Below are 17,265 nucleotides of genomic sequence, written 5' to 3' on the forward strand. Positions count from 1 at the left end.
GGCGGTGGGCGACTTAGAAGGCGCGGATGACGCGAGCGCGGCGGCTCGAACGGTGCCGAACAGGTGGCCGTGCTCGGGGCAGCGGGTGCGCGGTGCGGGTGACCGTCGGCGCGTCGTCGGGCCACGCACGCTCACGGCTGTCGCCGTTCGCATCGGGGCCTCCTTCCGTCGGCCTCGCACCCCGTGTCCCGACGCGCCGCGAACGTCAGCGCATCGGGGTCGCTGGTGCGGTATCGGTAAAGAAGGTTCGTCCGTTCGCGTCCCACAGAGGGCCCCTACGGTCGCCCCGCTCCGTTCGTGAGCGGAGCGGCACGGGGACCCTCCGGCGTTCCTCCGTCGCCTCAGTCGTCGCCCGCCTCCGCCTCGGTCCGGGAGGCGCGCCGCGCCGCGCGGTCGATGAACTCCTGGGGGAGCTCGTCGATCTCGCCGGCCTGCACCCCCCACAGGTGCGCGTAGAGGCCGTCCTCCTCCAGGAGCTCCTCGTGGGTGCCGCGCTCTGCGATCTCTCCGTCCTCCAGCACGACGATCGTGTCGGCGTCCTTGATCGTCGAGAGCCGGTGGGCGATGGCGAAGGTGGTGCGGTCCTCGGTCAACTTGTCGATGGAGCGCTGGATGAGCATCTCCGTCTCCGTGTCGACGTCGGAGGTCGCCTCGTCGAGCACGAGGATCTCGGGGTCCTTCAGCACCGCCCGGGCGATGGAGAGCCGCTGGCGCTGCCCGCCCGAGAGCTTCACGCCGCGCTCGCCGATCTCGGTGTCGTAGCCGTCGGGGAGGTTCGTGATGAACTCGTGGGCCTCCGCCGCCTTCGCCGCCTCGACTATCTCCTCCTCGTCGGCGCCGAAGGTGCCGTAGGCGATGTTGTCGCGGACCGTCCCGTAGAACATGAAGGTGTCCTGGCTCACGTACCCCAGCGACCGCCGGAGGCTCGGGATCGTGACGTCGCGGATGTCCTGGCCGTCGATCTCGATGCTCCCCTCGTCCACGTCGTACATTCGCAGGAGGAGCTTCAGGACGGTCGACTTGCCGGCGCCGGTGGGTCCGACGAGCGCGAGCGTGTCGCCGCCGTCGACCTCGAAGGAGACGTCGTCGACGATGACCTCCTCGTCGTCGTAGCCGAACGTCACGCCGTCGTAGACGACCTCGCCGTCCTCGACGACGAGTTCCTCGGCGGCCGGGTCCTCGACGATGCGCGAGGGCGTGTCCATCAGCCCGAACAGCCGGGCGCTCGACGCGCGGGCGCGCTGGTACATGTTGATGATGGAGCCGAACTGCGCCATCGGCCAGATGAACCGCTGGGTGTAGAGGATGAACGTCGTGAACGTCCCGACCCGGAGCTCGGTGCCGCCGGTCAGCCAGAACGGCGCGTCGCCGAGCACCCAGAAGCCGCCGACGCCGAACGTGATCACGAAGCCGATGCCCGCGATCACCCGCAGCGCGGGGAAGAACTTGATCCGGGTGTTGATGGCGTCCCAGTTGGCGTCGTAGTACTCCCCGGAGACGTCCTCGACGCGTTCGGACTCGAAGCCCTCGGTGTTGAACGTCTTGATCACCTTGATGCCGCCGAGGTTGTTCTCCAGCCGGGAGTTGAGGTGCCCGACGGTCTTGCGAACGTCGGCGTACTTCGGCTGGATCACGTCGATGAACTTCCAGGTGGTGACGGCGATGATCGGCACCGGCAGCAGCGAGACGAGCGCCAGCCGGGGGTTCAGCCAGAACATGATCGACGCGATGCCGATCACCATCACCGCCAGCCGGAACGCCGAGTTCATGCCGTCGTTGAGGAACCGCTCCAGGCGATTCACGTCGTTCGAGAGGACGGACATCATCTCGCCGGTCTGCTTCTCGGCGAAGAAGTCCATGTTCAGCCGCTGCATCTTGTCGTAGGTGTCCGTCCGGATGTCGTGCTGGATGTTCTGGGCGAAGGAGTTCCAGCCGTAGTTGCGGACCCAGTGGAACACCGACCCGCCGAAGAAGGCGAACGCGATCAGCGCGAGGCTGAACACGAGCTGGTCGCGGGGCCCGGCCGGGATCACGCTGGCGGGGACCAGCGGCAGTTCGAACGGCGCGTCCTGCCGGAAGATGGCGTCGATCGCGAGGCCCAGGAGCAGCGGGGGGAGCAGGTCGAGGACCCGCGCCGCGACGCTGCCGAGGAATCCCAGCCCGAAGAAGCGGGCGTTGGGGGCCCCGTACTCGAGGAACAACCGCTTCATCGGGTTATCCGTCTTCTCACGGATGTCCTCGAAGGGATCGTCCTCGTCGGAGGGATGGCTCATCACATACTCTCAGCGACACCAACCCCCTAAACGGTTCGCTTCGATTCGAAATACGGTGGTGTCCTCGGGGTTCGGTCGGCCGTCGCCGCCGACCGACAGAGTCGACGGCGGTCCGCCGTCGTCACCGGCCCGCCAGTCGTCCTCGCGGCGTCAGTAGTCGCCGGCGATCTCGATCCGGTCGCCCTCGCACACGTCGTGTTCGTCCGTCCACCCGTAGGGCACCTCCAGCACGTACTTGCCGACCCCGCGGTAGCGCGTGAGGTCGGACTCGCCCGTCCCCTCGGGCGGGAGTTCGGCGTGGTGGATCCGCGTGATCGTGCCGTTAGCGGCGACGAACACGATGTCGATGGGGAACGCCATGTCGCGCATCACGTACGCGTACCGGTCCTCCTCGTCGTGGACGAACAGCATCCCCTCGTCCTCGCCGAGCGACTCGGTGTCGGAGAGCCCTGTGTAGCGCTTGCTGTAGGTGTCGGCGACGCGCACCTCGACGGTCGCGAGCTCGGTCCCGTCCTCGTCGTAGGCGGTGACGGTCGTCCGGTCGTACTCGCCGTCGTTCGCCGCGTCGGTCACGGTGCCGACACAGCCGGCGAGGAGGACGAGCGCCGCGAGGAGGACGGCCGCGAGCGGGACACGGTCTCGCACGTCACAGCTCACGGTCGCGGCGGGGGAAAGCGTATCGGGGAAGAGCAAGGGTTATTCACGCGCATCCGATCACTCCGGGTGCGGGCTCGTGGTCTAGTGGTCATGACGCTTCCCTTACAAGGAAGAGATCGGTGGTTCAACTCCGCCCGAGCCCAGTTCTGTCGCCGGCGCCGCGAGGAGCGCAGCGACGGTGCGCTTGCGTCCGGTCGGGTACCGCAGTCGCGGGGACCCGGACGGAGACCGGTGCGCCCGTCGCGCGAACACGTTCGGCCACGCGCCTTTCCCCGTCCGACTGGTACGTCCGGACGAGAATGAGCTCCGCTCACGACCACGACGACCACGACCACACGGAGGCCGACCCCGTCACCGACCGGACGCACGACACCTCGTGGTCGGCGAACCTCGAACAGCCGCGACACGCCTCCGACCGCGACCTCGTCGTCTCCCAGGCCGTCGACGCGATCGAACACACCGAGCCGGGGAACCACGTCAACCTCGTCACCCACGGCGACCACGGCCACCCCTCCGAGTACCTCTACGATGCCCTCGACGAACGAGTGGAGGGCTACGACCCGGAGTGGGAGTACGTCGAGCAGTGCGGCTGCGGCGGCCACGTGACCCGGGTGTACGTCGAGTAAGCTCGGGCTTCCGATACCCGAACAACCGCACGTAGCGTCACGACAGTTCGGTCGAACCGTCAGTTCCGACCGAGCATGGTCCACGGCAACAGCGTATGGTGACAGCCGGGAGCAGTCGCTGGTCGCGTCGGTTCGTCGTCCTCAGCGCGGGGTTCCTCGTCCTGTGGCGAGCCGTGGCGCTCCTCGGCGCTCCGCGTCGAACGGAGGTCGTGCTGGCCCTGTTCGGGTTCGTCTTCCACATGGTGTTCGGGATGGGCTATCTGCTGATCCCGTCCTACTTCGAGCGGGTACTGCGGGCGAGTTGGCCGCCCGGCGTTCACCTCGGCTTGACGGGAGGCGGCACGGCGCTTCTGGCGGTGGCGTCGATCCGTGAGCTTCCAGCCGCCGTCGAACGCGCGGGGACCCTCGCGTGGTTTCTGGGGGTCGTCGTGTTCCTCGGGACGCTCCTGTGGACGGTCCGTGACAACCTGACGGGACGCGAGACGGGGACCGGCGCGGGCAGGGAGGAGTTCGAGCGGGTCGACCGGTACGCGAACCCCTTCGTGCCTGTGGCCCTCGGCTACGTGCTGGTCGGGTCCTACGAGCTCCTCGCGCGGGCCACCGTCCTGCCCGGGATCACGGACGGATACGTCCCGCGCGTCAGTCACCTCCTCGCCGCCGGGGGCGCGGTGCTGCTCGTGTTCGCGCTCGGGGTCCGTCTCGCTCCCCGGTTCCTCGGCGTCCCTGCGCCGACCCGTCCCGTCCGCGTCGTCCTCCCGGCGGGCGCGCTCGCCCCGGCGTTGCTCGCCCACGGACTCGGCGGGGGTCCGACGCTCGTCGCCGGCGCGCTCGCGGAGGCGACGGCGGTGGTCGGGTTCGCCGGACTGTACGGCCTGTCGTTCGCCCGGTCGGACCGACGGTCGGTCGGGCTCGTCGGCGTCCTCGCCGGCGTGGCGAGCGGGGTCGCCGGGGTCTCCCTCGGCCTCTCGTTCGCGTTCGGACCGGTCACCGCCGAACGAGCGGCCGTCCACCTGGAACTGAACCTCCTCGGGTTTCTCGGGCTGTGTATCGTCGGCTTCGCGATGCAGTTCTTCCCGCCGAGCGCGGGTCGGTTCCGGGGGGCGACCGACGCCGTCGCGTGGCTGGCGATCGGCGCGCTGCTGGGCGGGCTCACGTCGGTCGCGGTCGGGACGCTCGCCGGGATCGCGGCTCTGGCGACCGTCGGCGACGCGCTCGCCCTGGCGGGGGCGGTCGTGTACGGCTACCTCGTCGTTCGACTGCTGGCCGCAGTCGACTCGCGGTGACCCGCCTCGATCCGGTCTTCCCTCCGTCGCCGACGGCGTGCCGAACGAAGCGACGGGGTGGGTGGATCCCGGGGTCCCGCCGCCGCGACTGTTCGGCAGACGACACGTTTCGGCGGCCGTTCGAAGGAATAATCCGCGTCACAGCGAAACGGGCCCGGACGAGTCATGAGCGAACGAGAGACGTGGACGTCACGGGTCGGGTTCATCCTCGCCGCCGTCGGGAGCGCGGTGGGGCTCGGAAACATCTGGTCGTTCCCCTTCCAGACCGCATCCAACGGCGGGGCGGCGTTCCTCGTCGTCTACCTCCTGGCGGTGTTCCTGGTCGGGTTCCCCGCGATGCTCGGGGAGTTCGTCGTCGGGCGGCGCAGCGAGCGCAACGCCGTCGAGGCGTTCCGGTCGCTCGGCTTCGGCGAGTGGTCGGTCGCGGGCGGCCTGGGCGTCGTGTCGTCGTTCGTGACGCTGGCGTTCTACAGCGTCGTCGGGGGGTGGGTGCTGAGCTACATCGTCGGCAGCGTCACCGGCGGATACCTCGGCGACGCGGGCGCGTACTTCGGCGCCGTCTCCGCGGGCCCGATCGCGGTCGCGGCCCACGCGGCGTTCATGGCGCTGACGGTCGGGATCGTCGCGCTCGGCGTCACGGACGGGATCGAGCGCGCGACGAAGCTGATGGTGCCCGCCATCTTCGTCCTCCTCGGCGGGCTGGCCGTCTGGGTGGGCACCCTCGACGGCGCGGGCGAGGGCTACGCGTACTACCTCTCGCCGGACGTGGGCGCGATCGCGGGCGACCTCGCCGGGATCGTCCCCTCGGCGGTCGGGCAGGCGTTCTTCACCCTCTCGCTCGGGTTCGGCGTGATGATCGCGTACTCCTCGTACCTCGGGCGCGACGACAGCCTCCCGGCCGACGGCTCGGCGATCGTCGTCGTGAACACGCTGGTCGCGCTGCTGGCGGGCTTCGTCGTCTTCCCGGTGCTGTTCGCCATCGAGGGGTCCGTCCCCTCCTCCGGCGGGGCGGGCACGGCCTTCACCGCCCTCGCCGGCGCGTTCAGCCAGATCCCCGCCGGCCAGGCCATCGGCCTCGGCTTCTTCGTCGTGCTCCTGCTGGCCGCGCTCTCCAGTTCGATCAGCCTCCTCGAGGTGCCGACCGCATACGTCGCCGACCGGACCGGGTACGACCGGACGCCGACGGCCGTGGCGCTCGGCGTCGTCATCGCGCTCGTCGGCCTCCCGACCGCGCTCGACACCGGGATACTCGGCTGGTACAACGACGTCGTGTTCAACCTCCTGCTGCCGCTGGCGGTGCTGTTCGTCTCGCTGTTCGTCGGCTGGGTCGCCGACGACCAACTGGCCGCGGAGCTGAACCTCGGGAGCTCGTTCGGGGAAGGCTTCTCGGCGGTCTGGCTCTGGTGGGTCCGGATCGTCATCCCGGTCGCGATCGGGGGGACGCTGCTGCTCGGGATCCAGTCGCTGCTCGTGAAGGCGGGGATCCTCGCGGCCCCCGTCGTCCTCGGGTAGCCGGCCCCCCCCCGCAGGTCCGCCCGCGCGGGCGGCCCGCCGGCGTTCGTCGTCGAACTCGGGTTAATCCGAGTTGAGCCGACCGAACGGCCACACCTCCTTTTACCCATCGGGGCGGTACGGCAGGTCGATGCTCGAACGCACCTGCGGAGGGAAGTCGCGATGAACGCGAAGGCCGTCGCGGCCGTCGTCGGCGTCGTCCTCGTGGTCGGCGTCGGCGGCGTCGCGGCGTTCGTCGCCGGCGTGGGGCCGCTGGGCGACGTGGGAGGCGGATCGAGCCAGGTCACGTCGACGCCGGAGTCGACCGGGACCGTCTACGACGGCTCGGGCGGCTCGGGCGGCTCCGGCGGGGACGCGGGCGGGTCGGACGGGTCGGCCGGCTCCGACGGCGGCAACTCGCCCCCGCCGTACACGTTCACGATCGAGTCGATCGAGAAGTGCGGACAGACCTGCCGCGACGTGACCGTCCGGCTGACCAACAACCGCAACGAGACGGCGACCGGCGTCAGCGTCTACACGCGGATCTTCGCGGGCAACTCCACGGCCAAGAGCGACAAGGTGTGGGAGGGGACCCGCGACGTCGGTACCCTCGAGGCCGGCGCGTCCACGACCGAGACCAGCCGGGTGGAGCTGTCGTACTCCGAGGCGTATCAGGTGCAGCAGAACGACGGCTGGATCACCATCGTGACGACCGTGGAGTCCGACGACGTGACGATCACGTTCAAGGAGCGGCGCGACGTCGCCTGACCGCCAGCCGGCGCGGCGTTTCGAAACGCTTTTTCTTGCCGCCGGGGTTCTTCGGGATGCGCGCCGCCTTAGCTCAGACTGGGAGAGCACTCGACTGAAGATCGAGCTGTCCCCCGTTCAAATCGGGGAGGCGGCATTTTCCGAATCCACCATCGCGAGCGAAGCGAGCGACCGGATTCGGAAGATCCATCGCGAGTCGATTTGAACACGGAAGTCGCAGCCCGCGCAGGCGAACGGACGTGAGCCGAGCAGGACCGTCTTCAGGAGTTCAAATCGGGGAGGCGGCATATTCTCCGGCCGCCATCGCGAACGAGCACAGCGAGTGAGCCGTCGGCCGGTGGTACTGCGTCCACGACCCGATTTGAGCAGACGAGCCGCAGCCGGGAACGGCCGCGAAGCGGCCGCAGGCTCGGACCGTCTCGGCGAGTTCCGATCGGGGGGCGGCATTTTCCCGCGTCCACGGCCGCGAGCGACGCGAGCGGATGTCCCCCACGTCCCGCCGGGGCAACGCACTTGCCCCTCCCCCGCCTTCGACCCACGGAATGTCGATCGAACCGAACCGCACGCTCGCTCGCCTCAAACGCCCGCTCCTGTACGTGATGGGTCCGCTCTACGTCGTCGCGGGGGTCCTCCACTTCGTCGCACCGAAGGTGTACGCCCAAGTCGTCCCGCCGGAACTGCCGCGGCCGCTCGACCTCGTTTACCTCTCCGGGATCGCGGAGGTCGCCCTCGGGGTCGGGGTGTTGATCCCGCGGACGCGACGCGCCTCGGCGTGGGGCCTCGTGGCACTGCTCGCGGCCGTCTTCCCGGCGAACCTGCACATGGCCGTCCGCGACGTGACCGTCGAGGGCGTCCCCGCGTGGATGCGGGACCCGCCGGACGCCGCGCTGTGGGCGCGGCTCCCGCTGCAAGGGGTGCTCGCGCTGTGGGCGTGGTGGTACACGCGGCCCATGCCCGACGAGGACGGGGCCCCGTGAGTCAGCGGCGGGCCCGGACGGGTCCGGCGATCCGTGGGGTGTCGCCTGCCCGCCCCGCGACCCTTATGTCGCCGGTGTCCGAACCGTCGCCCCGATGACGAAGCTCGCGATCACCCTCGACCGAGACGACGAGTGGACGTTCGAGGAGTTCCGGGAGTACTACCTGGAGGAGCACGCGCCGCTGGCGGCGGACCTGCCGGGGCTGGAGCGGTACACCGTCTCGTTCCCCGAGGACCCCGAGTCGGCGACCTACGACGCGCTCGCGGAGCTGTACTTCCCCGACGAGGGGACGATGGCCGAGTCGTTCGGCTCGGAACTGGGCGAGGAGGTGACCGCCGACGCCGCGACCTTCGCCGACATGGACGCCGCCGAGCGCGTCGTCCTCGACGAGCACGTCGAGGTGGAGTAGTTCGGGGCGGGAGCGGAGCGAACCACCCGTGGATCTCCGGCGGATCGCCCGCGAATCGGGGGGAGCGCCCCGGAGAACGGCGGGGCGAGTGGGTCGTTCACACGCGCGTCCGCGACTCGGAAGGGTTAACCGTGGTCCTGCGCTCGTGTCGTGTATGGCAACTGGGAAGGTCGACTTCTTCAACGACACCGGCGGCTACGGATTCATCGACACTGAGGACGCGGACGAGGACGTTTTCTTCCACATGGAGGACGTCGGCGGTCCGGACCTCGAGGAGGGGCAGGAGGTCGAGTTCGACATCGAGGAGGCCGAGAAGGGCCCCCGCGCGAAGAACCTGCAGCGCCTGTAAGGTTCCGACGAGGCGGTCGAAAGACCGCTCCGTACCGCAGTTCTCGCAGTTTTTCACCCGACACCGAGCGACGGCCGCGTCGAGCCCGGTTCGACGCGGGGCCCGCCCTCGGCAGCGACGGCTCCCGCCCGGCGCGTGCGGGTCGCGGCGGGCGCCGCCGCCCACGCGACGCGGCGCTTATTTCCGCCGACGCACAACGACGCACGTGATCCCGGTTCGGCGGCGGCGGTGGTGCCCGTGACCGCGACGACGCTCCACGAGCCCACGCACCGCGAGGCGCTGTGGGAACTGGAGGACGCCTTCGAGCGCGGCGACCTGGTCACGCTGTTCGGCACCTGTACGGTCGAGTACGACGGGCGCGCGGCCTCCTCGCTCGGGGCGGGCGCGCGCCTGCTCGTGTTGAAGCCCGACGGCGCGGCGCTGGTGCACACCGACGAGGGGCGCACGCCGGTGAACTGGCAGCCGCCGGGGAGCGAACACCGGGCGGCGGTGCGCGACGGCCGCCTGCGCGTGCGGAGCGTCCGGACGTCGCCCGACGAGACGCTGGACGTGCGCTTCTCCGCCGTGGAGCACCTCGCGGCCTACGGCGTCACCGGCGGCCGCGCAGTCGACGTGGTCGGGAGCGAGGCGGACCTGAAGGAGCGCGTGCTCGCGGACCCGGCCCTCGTCGACGAGGGGTTCGAGCCGCTGGCGACCGAGCGGGAGACCGAGGCCGGCCCGGTCGACGTGTTCGGCCGCGACGCCGAGGGCAGGCCGGTCGTCGTCGAGCTGAAGCGCCGCCGGGTCGGCCCGGACGCGGCGGGCCAGCTCGCGCGGTACGTCGACGCCGTCGAGCGCGAGGAGCCCGACGGCACCGAGGTCCGGGGCGTGTTGCTCGCGCCGTCGATCACCGACCGCGCGGCGGACCTGCTGGCGGCGAACGGCCTCGAACACGTCCCCGCGGAGCCGCCGGAGGGGGCGGCGGACCCGCCCGCAGACGACGAGTGACGGACCGTCGGCGCCGGGCGACGAACAGGGGACGGCGACCTCGACCGCCGTCGGCGAGCGCCCGGGTCCGACCGGCCCGTGCGGGTTCCGCACGCGGCGGGCCGGCGAAACGTAGGCTTTAACCACGGCACCGCCGTCGACTCGGACAAGTAACCATGTCCGACAAACCGGCCTCCATGTACCGGAACATCGACAAGCCGTCGTACACGCGACGGGACTACGTCACCGGGATTCCGGGCTCGAAGATCGCACAGCACAACATGGGCGACCTGACGACGGACCCCGAGGACTACCCCGTCCACATCTCGCTGGTCACCGAGGAGGACGTCCAGATCCGCCACGGCTCGCTGGAGTCGGCGCGCCTGTCGGCGAACCGCCACCTCATCCGCGAACTGGGCGAGGGCAACTACAAGATGGTCCTGCGGAAGTTCCCCCACCAGATCCTCAGGGAGAACAAGCAGGCGACCGGCGCCGGCGCCGACCGCGTCTCCGACGGGATGCGCCAGGCGTTCGGCAAGCCCGTGGGCACCGCCGCCCGCGTCAACGCCGGCGAGACCGTCTTCACCGCGTACGTCGACGTCGACCAGGCCGACGCCGTCAAGGAGGCGTACCGCCGCGCCTACAACAAGATGTCCCCGCCGTTCCGCGTCGTCGTGGAGAAGGGCGAGGACCTGCTCGTCCGGTAAGTCGGACGATAAGTCCCCCGATCGGAACTTCTCGCGCGCACAGACCCGCCAGCGGCGCCGCCGGCGACGCCCCCCGGTCCGGCCCCGTCGGCCGCCGGCGACCCTCTCGGACCCGGGCCCGTCGCCGCGCGGGGCGCCGGCCGCGTCCGCCGGCCCGCCCGCTCGAACGAGAACACGGATTCGAGTAACATCGCCGTGGAGCGGCGCCGACGGCGCGAAACTCCGGCAGGTCTTTGGCCCGCGGGCGACCACTCACGCGTATGACGGGAGTACGTGTCGCGGGCGTCGGCCTGACGCCGTTCGGCGAGCACGCCGGTCGGACGGGTCGCGACCTGTTCGCGGAGGCGGCGCTCGCGGCGCTCGACGACGCCGGCGTCGACGGCGACGAAGTCGAACACCTCAACTACGGCAACTTCATGGGCGCGCTCGCCGAGCGACAGGGCCACCAGGCCCCCATCGTGACCGAGGCGGCGGGGCTGCGCTGTGCGGGCACGCGCTACGAGGAGGCGTGCGCGTCCGCGGGCGTCGCCGTCCGCGAGGCCGTCCGGGCGGTCCGCTCGGGCGAGAACGACGTAATGCTCGCGGGCGGGATGGAGCGCATGACGAACCTCTCGACGGCGGAGGTGACCGAGTCGCTGGCGGTCGCCGCGGACGAGCTGTTCGAGGTGCGCGCGGGCGTCACCTTCCCCGGGGCGTACGCGCTGATGGCGCGCGCCTACCTCGAGGAGTACGGCGGGAGCCGGGAGGACCTGGCGCACGTCGCGGTCAAGAACCACGCGAACGCCGTCCCCAACGAGTACGCGCAGTACCAGCGCGAGATCACCGTCGAGCAGGCGCTCGACTCGCCGGCGGTCGCCTCGCCGCTGCACCTGTTCGACGCCTGCCCGATCACCGACGGCGCGAGCGCGCTCGTGCTCGTCTCCGAGGAGTACGCCGAGGAGCACGACCTGGACGCCCCGGTCGCGATCACCGGGACGGGCCAGGGCGGCGACCGCGCCGCGCTCCAGGACCGCGCGGACATGGCCCGCACGCCGGCCGCGGCCGACGCCGCCGCGGAGGCGTACGGCGACGCCGGCGTCGCCAGCGACGACGTCGACGTCGCGGAGGTGCACGACTGCTTCACCATCGCGGAGGTAATGGCGCTGGAGGCGCTGGACTTCTTCGACCCCGGCGAGGGGATCGGCGCCGCGCGCCGCGGCGACACCACCCGCGACGGCGACCTCCCGGTGAACCTCTCGGGCGGGCTGAAGGCCAAGGGCCACCCGGTCGGCGCGACCGGCGGCTCGCAGATCGCCGAGATGACCAGACTGCTCCGCGGCGACCACCCCAACAGCGACGCCGTCCCCGACGCGACTGTGGGCCTGACGCACAACGCGGGCGGGACGGTCGCCAGCGCCGTCGTCCACGTGTTGGAGGTGGCCGAATGAGCGACGCCGACCCCGGCGCGCCGGCGGACACCGGCTACGACGAGTGGGCGGACGCGCTCGCGGAGGGCGGCTACTACCTCGAGTGCGCGAACGGCCACGGGTCGCTCCCGCCGCGGCGGGTCTGTCCCGAGTGCGGGAACAGGGACCTGTCGGAGGAGCCCCTGCCCGACACCGGCCGGGTCGCGACGTTCTCGGAGATCCACGTCGCCCCCTCGGGCTTCGGCGAGGAGCCGCCGTACGTCACCGCGGTCGTCGACTTCGGCGCGGTGCGGCTGACCGGCATCGTCCGCGACCTGTCGGCCGAGGATATCGAGATCGGACACACGGTTCGGCCCGACGTGGAGGAGAACGGGGAGACGGGCAAGCGGCTGATCGTCTTCCGGCCGGCCTGACCCCGGCCGACCCGACCTGTCGGCCGGCCCGAGCCCCCGGCCGGTCCGGGACGGGCCGGGCGGCCCCACGCGCGGGCTGCCGGCGCCATCCCACCTATGTGCGACGGGCCCGCACGCCGTACCGAGCGATGGAGCTACGCGAGTCGGACCTGCGTGAGACGGCGGCGGAGTTGGTCTCGTACCGGAGCCTCCCGGGCGAGGAGACGGCGGCCCAGTCGTGGCTCCGCGACCGGCTGGACGACCTGGGCTTCCGAACCTACGAGTGGGAGCCCGACGCGGACGCGCTCGACGCGCACCCGTCGTTCCCGCCGGCGGCGGACCTCGACCTGGCGGGGCGCCCCAGCGTCGCGGGCGTGCTGGAACTGGGCGACCCGGACGCCGGTCCGACGGTCGTGTTGAACGGGCACGTGGACGTGGTACCGGCCGAGGAGGCCGACTGGACCGGCGACCCGTTCGCGCCCCGCTTCGAGGACGGCCGGCTCTACGGGCGGGGCGCCGCCGACATGAAGGGCGGCCTCGCCGCCTGCGTGTACGCCGCGCTCGCGCTCGCCGAGTCGGGGGCGGACCTCGACGGCCGGGTCGTCGTCGAGAGCGTCGTCGGCGAGGAGGAGGGCGGCGTCGGCGCCGCGACCGCGGCGGCGACCGCGCCGTACCCGTTCGAGCGGGACGCGGCGCTGGTGGCGGAGCCGACCGCGTTCGACGTCGTCCTGGCGGCCGAGGGGAGCCTGATGGCGCGGCTCGAACTCGTCGGCGCCGCCGCCCACGCCGCGCGGGCCTGGGAGGGCGAGTCGGTGCTCCCCCACTTCGAGCGGATCCGCCGCGCGTTCAAGGAGTTGGAGCGCGAGCGCGCCGAGTCGGTGACGCACCCGCTGTTCGAGGAGTACGACACGCCCTGGCCGGTGAACGTCGGCACCGTCGAGGCGGGGTCGTGGGCCTCCAGCGTGCCGGCGCACCTCGCCTCGGAGGTCCGGATCGGGGTCGCCCCCCACGAGTCCGTCGCGGAGGTCGAGGCGGCGTTCCGGCGCCGCCTCGACGAGGTCGTCGCCGACAGCGAGTGGCTGCGCGAACACCCCCCGACGTTCGAGCGCTTCTCCGTGCAGTTCGAGGGCTCGGAGGTCGGCCGGGACGAACCGATCGTGACGGCGCTCGCCGACGCGATAGCGACCCGCGGGCGTTCCGCCCCGCGGTACCGCGGGTTCACCGCCGGGACGGACGCCAGACACTACATCGGGGCGGGGATCCCGACGGTCGTCTTCGGCCCCGGATCGCCCGAGCGGGCGCACGGGCCGGACGAGTACGTCGAGTGGGAGGCGGTCGTCGAGGGCTGTGCGGTCATCGCGGAGGCGGCGCGGGGGTTCCTGCGGGAGAACTGATGGGGAACGCGGGCCGACCCCGGACGCCCCCTACTCGGCCTCCTCCTGCTCCACCGTCGCCGGCTCCTCCGGGCGGTCGCCCGACACCACCGAGACGAACTGCTCGCCGAACTCCACGTGCGGCAGCAGCATCGCGTCGTCGAAGACGATCAGCTCGCAGTCGGCCTCCTCCGCGAGGTCGCGCCCCGTCGACAGCGGCGGGAGGGTCGCCTCCCGCCCCCACACGAGCGTCGTCGGCACGTCGAGGGCGGCGATCGCGTCCGCCAGGTCGACGTCGCTGTTGAGGTGTCCGGAGACGAACGAGCCCGGGGCGAACCGCGCGCCCGGCTGGTGGGTGGTCCGCCACTCGTAGTCGGGCCAGTCGTCGCCGACCTTCTCGGGGTCCCAGTAGCCGTGGTCGGCGTTGAAGTAGGCGATGGACGGCTTCGAGGTGAGCAGGGCGAACGCCGCCTCCCCGAGGACCGGCACGCGGAACAGCTCCCGGACGGCCGTCTTCGGCGGATCCGGCCCGGCGACGGCGGTCGGGCACACCAGCGTGAGGTCCGCGAGGTCGAGGTCGTCGGCGACGGCGACGACGTACGCGCCCGTCAGCGACGAGGCGACCACCCGCGGCTCCTCGAACTCCGCGAGGAAGTCGCGCACGAAGTCCTCGTACAGCGCCGCCGAGTAGCGCAGCGGCGGGCGGTCCGAGCGGCCGAACCCGGGGAGGTCCGGCGCGACGACGTGGAACTCCTTCGAGAGGGGGCCGAACGCCTCGCGCCACTCGCCGGCCGAGCCGGCGGCGTTGATGCCGTGGAGCAACACGAGCGTCTCGTCGTCGTCGTCGCCGGCCTCAGTGTACGCGACGTCCATGCCGCGCCAGCGGTACGTCCGCTGGATCCCGTTCAGCGGCGGTTCGAGGTCGCCGGCCTTCGCGCGCAGCAGGCGGGTCGCCGCTACGGCGACGCCCGCGCCGAGCGCGGCGTACTTCGCGGCCGAGGCGAGCCTGGATCGGAGGGTCATGGCCGATCCTACGGCGGCCGCCGACTTAGTTCGCGTGGCGGCCGCGCCCCGGTCATCCCCGCCGACGGGGCCGACGCCTCACAGCGGCTCCTCCCCGTCGACGATCCGTAGGCACCGTTCGGCAAGCGCCGGGACGCGCTCCTCCATCGTCGGGTACAGCGGGTCGTCGCTGTTGCCCTCCAGGTAGCGCCGGTAGAACATCTCCCCGAGCGCGGCGAGCTTGTAGACCGCGAGCGTGCGGTAGAAGCGGTCGTGCTCGTACTCGATGCCGGTCGCGTCCTCGTAGCGGGCGACGAGGTCGCGTCGGGACGGGTAGCCCTCGCGCTCCATGAACGTCGATGTCAGCTCCGGCGTCGCCGGCGCGGGGTCGCCCGGGTCGCGCCAGAACGAGAGCATCCACCCCAGGTCCGTGAGCGGGTCGCCAAGCGCCGACAGCTCCCAGTCGAAGACGGCGACCAGATCCGGCGGCGTTCCCGGCGCGAACATGACGTTGTCCAGCTTGTAGTCGCCGTGGACGAGCGTGTGCTCGTGGCTCGCGGGGCAGTGCTCCCGGAGCCACTCTGTCACCTCGGCTATCTCCGGAACGGCCCGGTCCTCGGCGGTGACCTCGAAGGCCCACTCGAACTGTGTCGCCCAGCGGTCGACCTGCCGCTCGGTGAAGCCCGCGGGGCGGCCGAAGTCGCCGAGGCCGGCCGCCCCGTAGTCGACCGAGTGGATCGCCGTGAGGGTGTCGACCAGTTCCTCGCCGACGCGACGGCGGTGCGCGGGGTCGGCGAACCGCCCGGGCTCGTCGTCGCGGAGCACGTCGCCGTCGGTCCGGCCCATCACGTAGAAGTCCGAGCCGAGCACGTCGTGGTCCTCGCACGCGAGGACGGTGTCGGGGAGGGGCACCGCCGTGTCCTGCAGCGCGTCCATCACGCGGTACTCCCGGAGCACGTCGTGGGCCGTCTCGGCCGTCTCGCCGGGCGGGGGCCGCCGGATCACGAGTTCGCGGTCGCCGTGGGTGACGAACAGCGTCTCGTTGGAGTGGCCCTCGGGGTGGCGGCGCACGTCGAACCCGTCTGCGGGGCCGAGCTCGGCCGCGAGGTACGAGCGGAGGCGCTCGGGGTCGACGAGGCGACTGAAGTACGCCTCGGAGTCGCCGGCGTCGGCGTCGGTCATGGGACCGCGTTGCACACCGGGCCGCAAAAGCGACGGGGGTTGCCCGGGTACCGTCAGCCACCCTCCGCCGGCGCGCCGGTCCGCGCCGGGTTCCCCCGCCGTTCGGGGGTAGCGTTTTGCCGCCGCGGCCGGACCCGAGTGTATGGAGTACGACGACGGCGAGGCGGCCGACGCGCTCGCGGCGCGGACGCGGGAGTTCGTCGACGAGGAGGTGATCCCCGTCGAGCGGGAGGTGCTGGGGGACGGGCCCGTGAGCGACGGGCAACTGGCCGACCTGCGGGAGACGGCGCGGGAGTACGACGTGTTCTGCCCGCAGGTCGGCGAGGAGTTCGGCGGCATGGGGATGGACTTCCGGGACGTGCTCCCGATGTTCGAGCAGGCGGGCCGCTCGCTGCTGGGGGCGGCGGCCTGCCGCGTCGACGCGCCCGACGAGGGTAACATGCACACGCTGGAGCTGCTCGGCACCGACGAGCAGCGGGAGCGGTGGCTCCGGCCGCTCGTCGCCGGCGACGTCTCCTCGGGCTTCTCGATGACCGAGCCGATGCAGGGGGGCGGATCGGACCCGAAGATGATCAGGACGACCGCCGAGCGCGAGGGCGACGAGTGGGTCATCGACGGCCACAAGTGGTGGACGACGGGCGGGAGCGAGGCGGACGTGCTCATCGTGATGGCCCGCACCGACCCCGACGTCCACCCCTACGAGGGCTGTTCGCTGTTCCTCGTTCCCGCCGACACGCGCGGCGTCGAGGTCGTCCGCGACATCCCCCACGTGGGCGGCGAGGTGACCGGCGTCGGGCACGCCGAGATCCGCTACGACGGCGTGCGCGTCCCCGAGGAGAACCTCCTCGGGAACCTGAACGAGGGGTTCGCCCACGCCCAGCAGCGCCTCGGCCCGGCCCGCCTCACCCACTGCATGCGCTTCGCGGGGATGGCCGAGCGCGCGCTCGACGTGGCGAAGGCGTACACCAGCGAGCGCGAGGCGTTCGGCGGGCCCATCGCCGAGAAGCAGGCCGTCCGCCACGACGTCGCCGACGCCGAGACCGACCTCCACGCCGTGCGGACGACCGTCCGCGACGCGGCCGACCGGATCGCCCGCGGCGAGGAGGCGCGCGTGCAGGTGGCGATGAGCAAGAACTTCGCCGCCAACCGGGTGCAGGAAATAATCGACACCGCCCTCCAACTGTGCGGCGGGAACGGCATCGGGAAGGACCTCCCGATCGGCGACTTCTACGAGGCGGTCCGGCAGTTCCGGATCATCGACGGCGCCGACGAGGTCCACCGGCGGGTGATCGCCCGCGACGCCTTCGCCGACGTGGACGAGTCGGAACTGGCGAACGTGACCCGGTACGGGGAGCCGAACGGGTAGGGCAGGGAGGCCGGGGAGGACGAGGCTCCCGACACCCG

Annotated in this window: 17 protein-coding genes and 2 tRNA genes; 15 read left to right on the top strand and 4 right to left on the bottom strand. The window is 71.7% G+C overall.

The features are described from left to right. Window positions 1-341: 341 nt before the first annotated feature. Complete coding sequence (locus ACQUQ1_RS04180) at window positions 342-2,273, bottom strand: ABC transporter ATP-binding protein (RefSeq protein ID WP_435063009.1); 1,932 nt, start codon at window positions 2,271-2,273, stop codon at window positions 342-344. Between the two features lie 150 nt (window positions 2,274-2,423). Beyond that, the gene (locus tag ACQUQ1_RS04185; RefSeq protein ID WP_435063010.1) at window positions 2,424-2,918 is read right to left on the bottom strand and encodes a DUF192 domain-containing protein; all 495 of its coding nucleotides are present in this window, start codon (window positions 2,916-2,918) and stop codon (window positions 2,424-2,426) included. Window positions 2,919-3,000: 82 nt separating this feature from the next. Between ACQUQ1_RS04185 and ACQUQ1_RS04190 the strand changes: the two genes are divergently transcribed. From ACQUQ1_RS04190 to ACQUQ1_RS04255, 14 genes are all read left to right on the top strand, one after another. Then, window positions 3,001-3,073: transfer RNA gene (locus ACQUQ1_RS04190), tRNA-Val, on the top strand. A gap of 156 nt (window positions 3,074-3,229) precedes the next feature. Continuing rightward, window positions 3,230-3,556, top strand: a complete 327-nt coding sequence (locus tag ACQUQ1_RS04195) for a CGCGG family putative rSAM-modified RiPP protein (RefSeq protein WP_435063011.1) — start codon at window positions 3,230-3,232, stop codon at window positions 3,554-3,556. A gap of 95 nt (window positions 3,557-3,651) precedes the next feature. After that, window positions 3,652-4,839 (top strand): hypothetical protein, encoded by a 1,188-nt coding sequence (locus ACQUQ1_RS04200; RefSeq protein WP_435063012.1) that lies wholly within the window; start codon window positions 3,652-3,654, stop codon window positions 4,837-4,839. A gap of 165 nt (window positions 4,840-5,004) precedes the next feature. Further along, complete coding sequence (locus ACQUQ1_RS04205; RefSeq protein WP_435063013.1) at window positions 5,005-6,351, top strand: sodium-dependent transporter; 1,347 nt, start codon at window positions 5,005-5,007, stop codon at window positions 6,349-6,351. Between the two features lie 162 nt (window positions 6,352-6,513). Beyond that, a complete protein-coding gene (locus ACQUQ1_RS04210; RefSeq protein ID WP_435063014.1) occupies window positions 6,514-7,098 on the top strand; it encodes a hypothetical protein in 585 nt (194 codons plus the stop codon). A gap of 62 nt (window positions 7,099-7,160) precedes the next feature. After that, window positions 7,161-7,234 (top strand) — tRNA-Phe (locus ACQUQ1_RS04215). Between the two features lie 406 nt (window positions 7,235-7,640). After that, the gene (locus tag ACQUQ1_RS04220) at window positions 7,641-8,075 is read left to right on the top strand and encodes a DoxX family protein (RefSeq protein ID WP_435063015.1); all 435 of its coding nucleotides are present in this window, start codon (window positions 7,641-7,643) and stop codon (window positions 8,073-8,075) included. A 94-nt stretch (window positions 8,076-8,169) separates the two neighbouring features. Beyond that, on the top strand, window positions 8,170-8,484 hold the full coding sequence (locus tag ACQUQ1_RS04225) for an EthD family reductase (RefSeq protein WP_435063016.1): 315 nt from the start codon (window positions 8,170-8,172) through the stop codon (window positions 8,482-8,484). Window positions 8,485-8,638: 154 nt separating this feature from the next. Further along, complete coding sequence (locus ACQUQ1_RS04230; protein WP_435063017.1) at window positions 8,639-8,833, top strand: cold-shock protein; 195 nt, start codon at window positions 8,639-8,641, stop codon at window positions 8,831-8,833. Window positions 8,834-9,070: 237 nt separating this feature from the next. Further along, on the top strand, window positions 9,071-9,820 hold the full coding sequence (gene nucS, locus ACQUQ1_RS04235; RefSeq protein WP_435063018.1) for an endonuclease NucS: 750 nt from the start codon (window positions 9,071-9,073) through the stop codon (window positions 9,818-9,820). 155 nt (window positions 9,821-9,975) lie between these two features. Then, a complete protein-coding gene (locus ACQUQ1_RS04240) occupies window positions 9,976-10,506 on the top strand; it encodes a 50S ribosomal protein L16 (RefSeq protein WP_435063019.1) in 531 nt (176 codons plus the stop codon). A 260-nt stretch (window positions 10,507-10,766) separates the two neighbouring features. Next, window positions 10,767-11,933 (top strand): thiolase domain-containing protein, encoded by a 1,167-nt coding sequence (locus ACQUQ1_RS04245; RefSeq protein WP_435063020.1) that lies wholly within the window; start codon window positions 10,767-10,769, stop codon window positions 11,931-11,933. Beyond that, window positions 11,930-12,325, top strand: a complete 396-nt coding sequence (locus tag ACQUQ1_RS04250; RefSeq protein WP_435063021.1) for a Zn-ribbon domain-containing OB-fold protein — start codon at window positions 11,930-11,932, stop codon at window positions 12,323-12,325. Before ACQUQ1_RS04245 ends, ACQUQ1_RS04250 begins: the two co-directional genes overlap by 4 nt. A 128-nt stretch (window positions 12,326-12,453) precedes the next feature. After that, window positions 12,454-13,698 (top strand): ArgE/DapE family deacylase, encoded by a 1,245-nt coding sequence (locus ACQUQ1_RS04255; protein WP_435063022.1) that lies wholly within the window; start codon window positions 12,454-12,456, stop codon window positions 13,696-13,698. Between the two features lie 30 nt (window positions 13,699-13,728). On the opposite strand, the gene ACQUQ1_RS04260 is transcribed toward ACQUQ1_RS04255, so the two are convergent. Together ACQUQ1_RS04260 and ACQUQ1_RS04265 are read right to left on the bottom strand one after the other, a co-directional pair. After that, entirely contained in the window at window positions 13,729-14,700 is a 972-nt protein-coding gene (locus tag ACQUQ1_RS04260) for an alpha/beta fold hydrolase (RefSeq protein ID WP_435063023.1), read from the bottom strand. Window positions 14,701-14,778: 78 nt separating this feature from the next. Further along, window positions 14,779-15,861: a phosphotransferase family protein gene (locus ACQUQ1_RS04265; RefSeq protein WP_435063024.1), complete on the bottom strand. Its 1,083-nt coding sequence runs from the start codon at window positions 15,859-15,861 to the stop codon at window positions 14,779-14,781. A 142-nt stretch (window positions 15,862-16,003) separates the two neighbouring features. Between ACQUQ1_RS04265 and ACQUQ1_RS04270 the strand changes: the two genes are divergently transcribed. After that, entirely contained in the window at window positions 16,004-17,227 is a 1,224-nt protein-coding gene (locus ACQUQ1_RS04270) for an acyl-CoA dehydrogenase family protein (protein WP_435063025.1), read from the top strand. Window positions 17,228-17,265: the final 38 nt, after the last annotated feature.

Origin of the sequence: Halobaculum sp. EA56 (assembly GCF_051195075.1) — an archaeon.
GTDB lineage: Archaea > Halobacteriota > Halobacteria > Halobacteriales > Haloferacaceae > Halobaculum.

Excerpts from the sequence above, each read along its gene's own strand:
- ACQUQ1_RS04250 (WP_435063021.1), top strand. The coding sequence starts at position 11,930 with ATGAGCGACGCCGACCCCGGCGCGCCGGCGGACACCGGCTACGACGAG.
- ACQUQ1_RS04270 (WP_435063025.1), top strand. The coding sequence starts at position 16,004 with ATGGAGTACGACGACGGCGAGGCGGCCGACGCGCTCGCGGCGCGGACG.
- ACQUQ1_RS04245 (WP_435063020.1), top strand. The coding sequence starts at position 10,767 with ATGACGGGAGTACGTGTCGCGGGCGTCGGCCTGACGCCGTTCGGCGAG.
- ACQUQ1_RS04220 (WP_435063015.1), top strand. The coding sequence starts at position 7,641 with ATGTCGATCGAACCGAACCGCACGCTCGCTCGCCTCAAACGCCCGCTC.
- ACQUQ1_RS04240 (WP_435063019.1), top strand. The coding sequence starts at position 9,976 with ATGTCCGACAAACCGGCCTCCATGTACCGGAACATCGACAAGCCGTCG.
- ACQUQ1_RS04180 (WP_435063009.1), bottom strand. The coding sequence starts at position 2,273 with ATGAGCCATCCCTCCGACGAGGACGATCCCTTCGAGGACATCCGTGAG.
- ACQUQ1_RS04260 (WP_435063023.1), bottom strand. The coding sequence starts at position 14,700 with ATGACCCTCCGATCCAGGCTCGCCTCGGCCGCGAAGTACGCCGCGCTC.
- ACQUQ1_RS04230 (WP_435063017.1), top strand. The coding sequence starts at position 8,639 with ATGGCAACTGGGAAGGTCGACTTCTTCAACGACACCGGCGGCTACGGA.
- ACQUQ1_RS04210 (WP_435063014.1), top strand. The coding sequence starts at position 6,514 with ATGAACGCGAAGGCCGTCGCGGCCGTCGTCGGCGTCGTCCTCGTGGTC.
- ACQUQ1_RS04195 (WP_435063011.1), top strand. The coding sequence starts at position 3,230 with ATGAGCTCCGCTCACGACCACGACGACCACGACCACACGGAGGCCGAC.
- ACQUQ1_RS04200 (WP_435063012.1), top strand. The coding sequence starts at position 3,652 with ATGGTGACAGCCGGGAGCAGTCGCTGGTCGCGTCGGTTCGTCGTCCTC.
- ACQUQ1_RS04255 (WP_435063022.1), top strand. The coding sequence starts at position 12,454 with ATGGAGCTACGCGAGTCGGACCTGCGTGAGACGGCGGCGGAGTTGGTC.
- ACQUQ1_RS04265 (WP_435063024.1), bottom strand. The coding sequence starts at position 15,861 with ATGACCGACGCCGACGCCGGCGACTCCGAGGCGTACTTCAGTCGCCTC.
- ACQUQ1_RS04205 (WP_435063013.1), top strand. The coding sequence starts at position 5,005 with ATGAGCGAACGAGAGACGTGGACGTCACGGGTCGGGTTCATCCTCGCC.
- ACQUQ1_RS04225 (WP_435063016.1), top strand. The coding sequence starts at position 8,170 with ATGACGAAGCTCGCGATCACCCTCGACCGAGACGACGAGTGGACGTTC.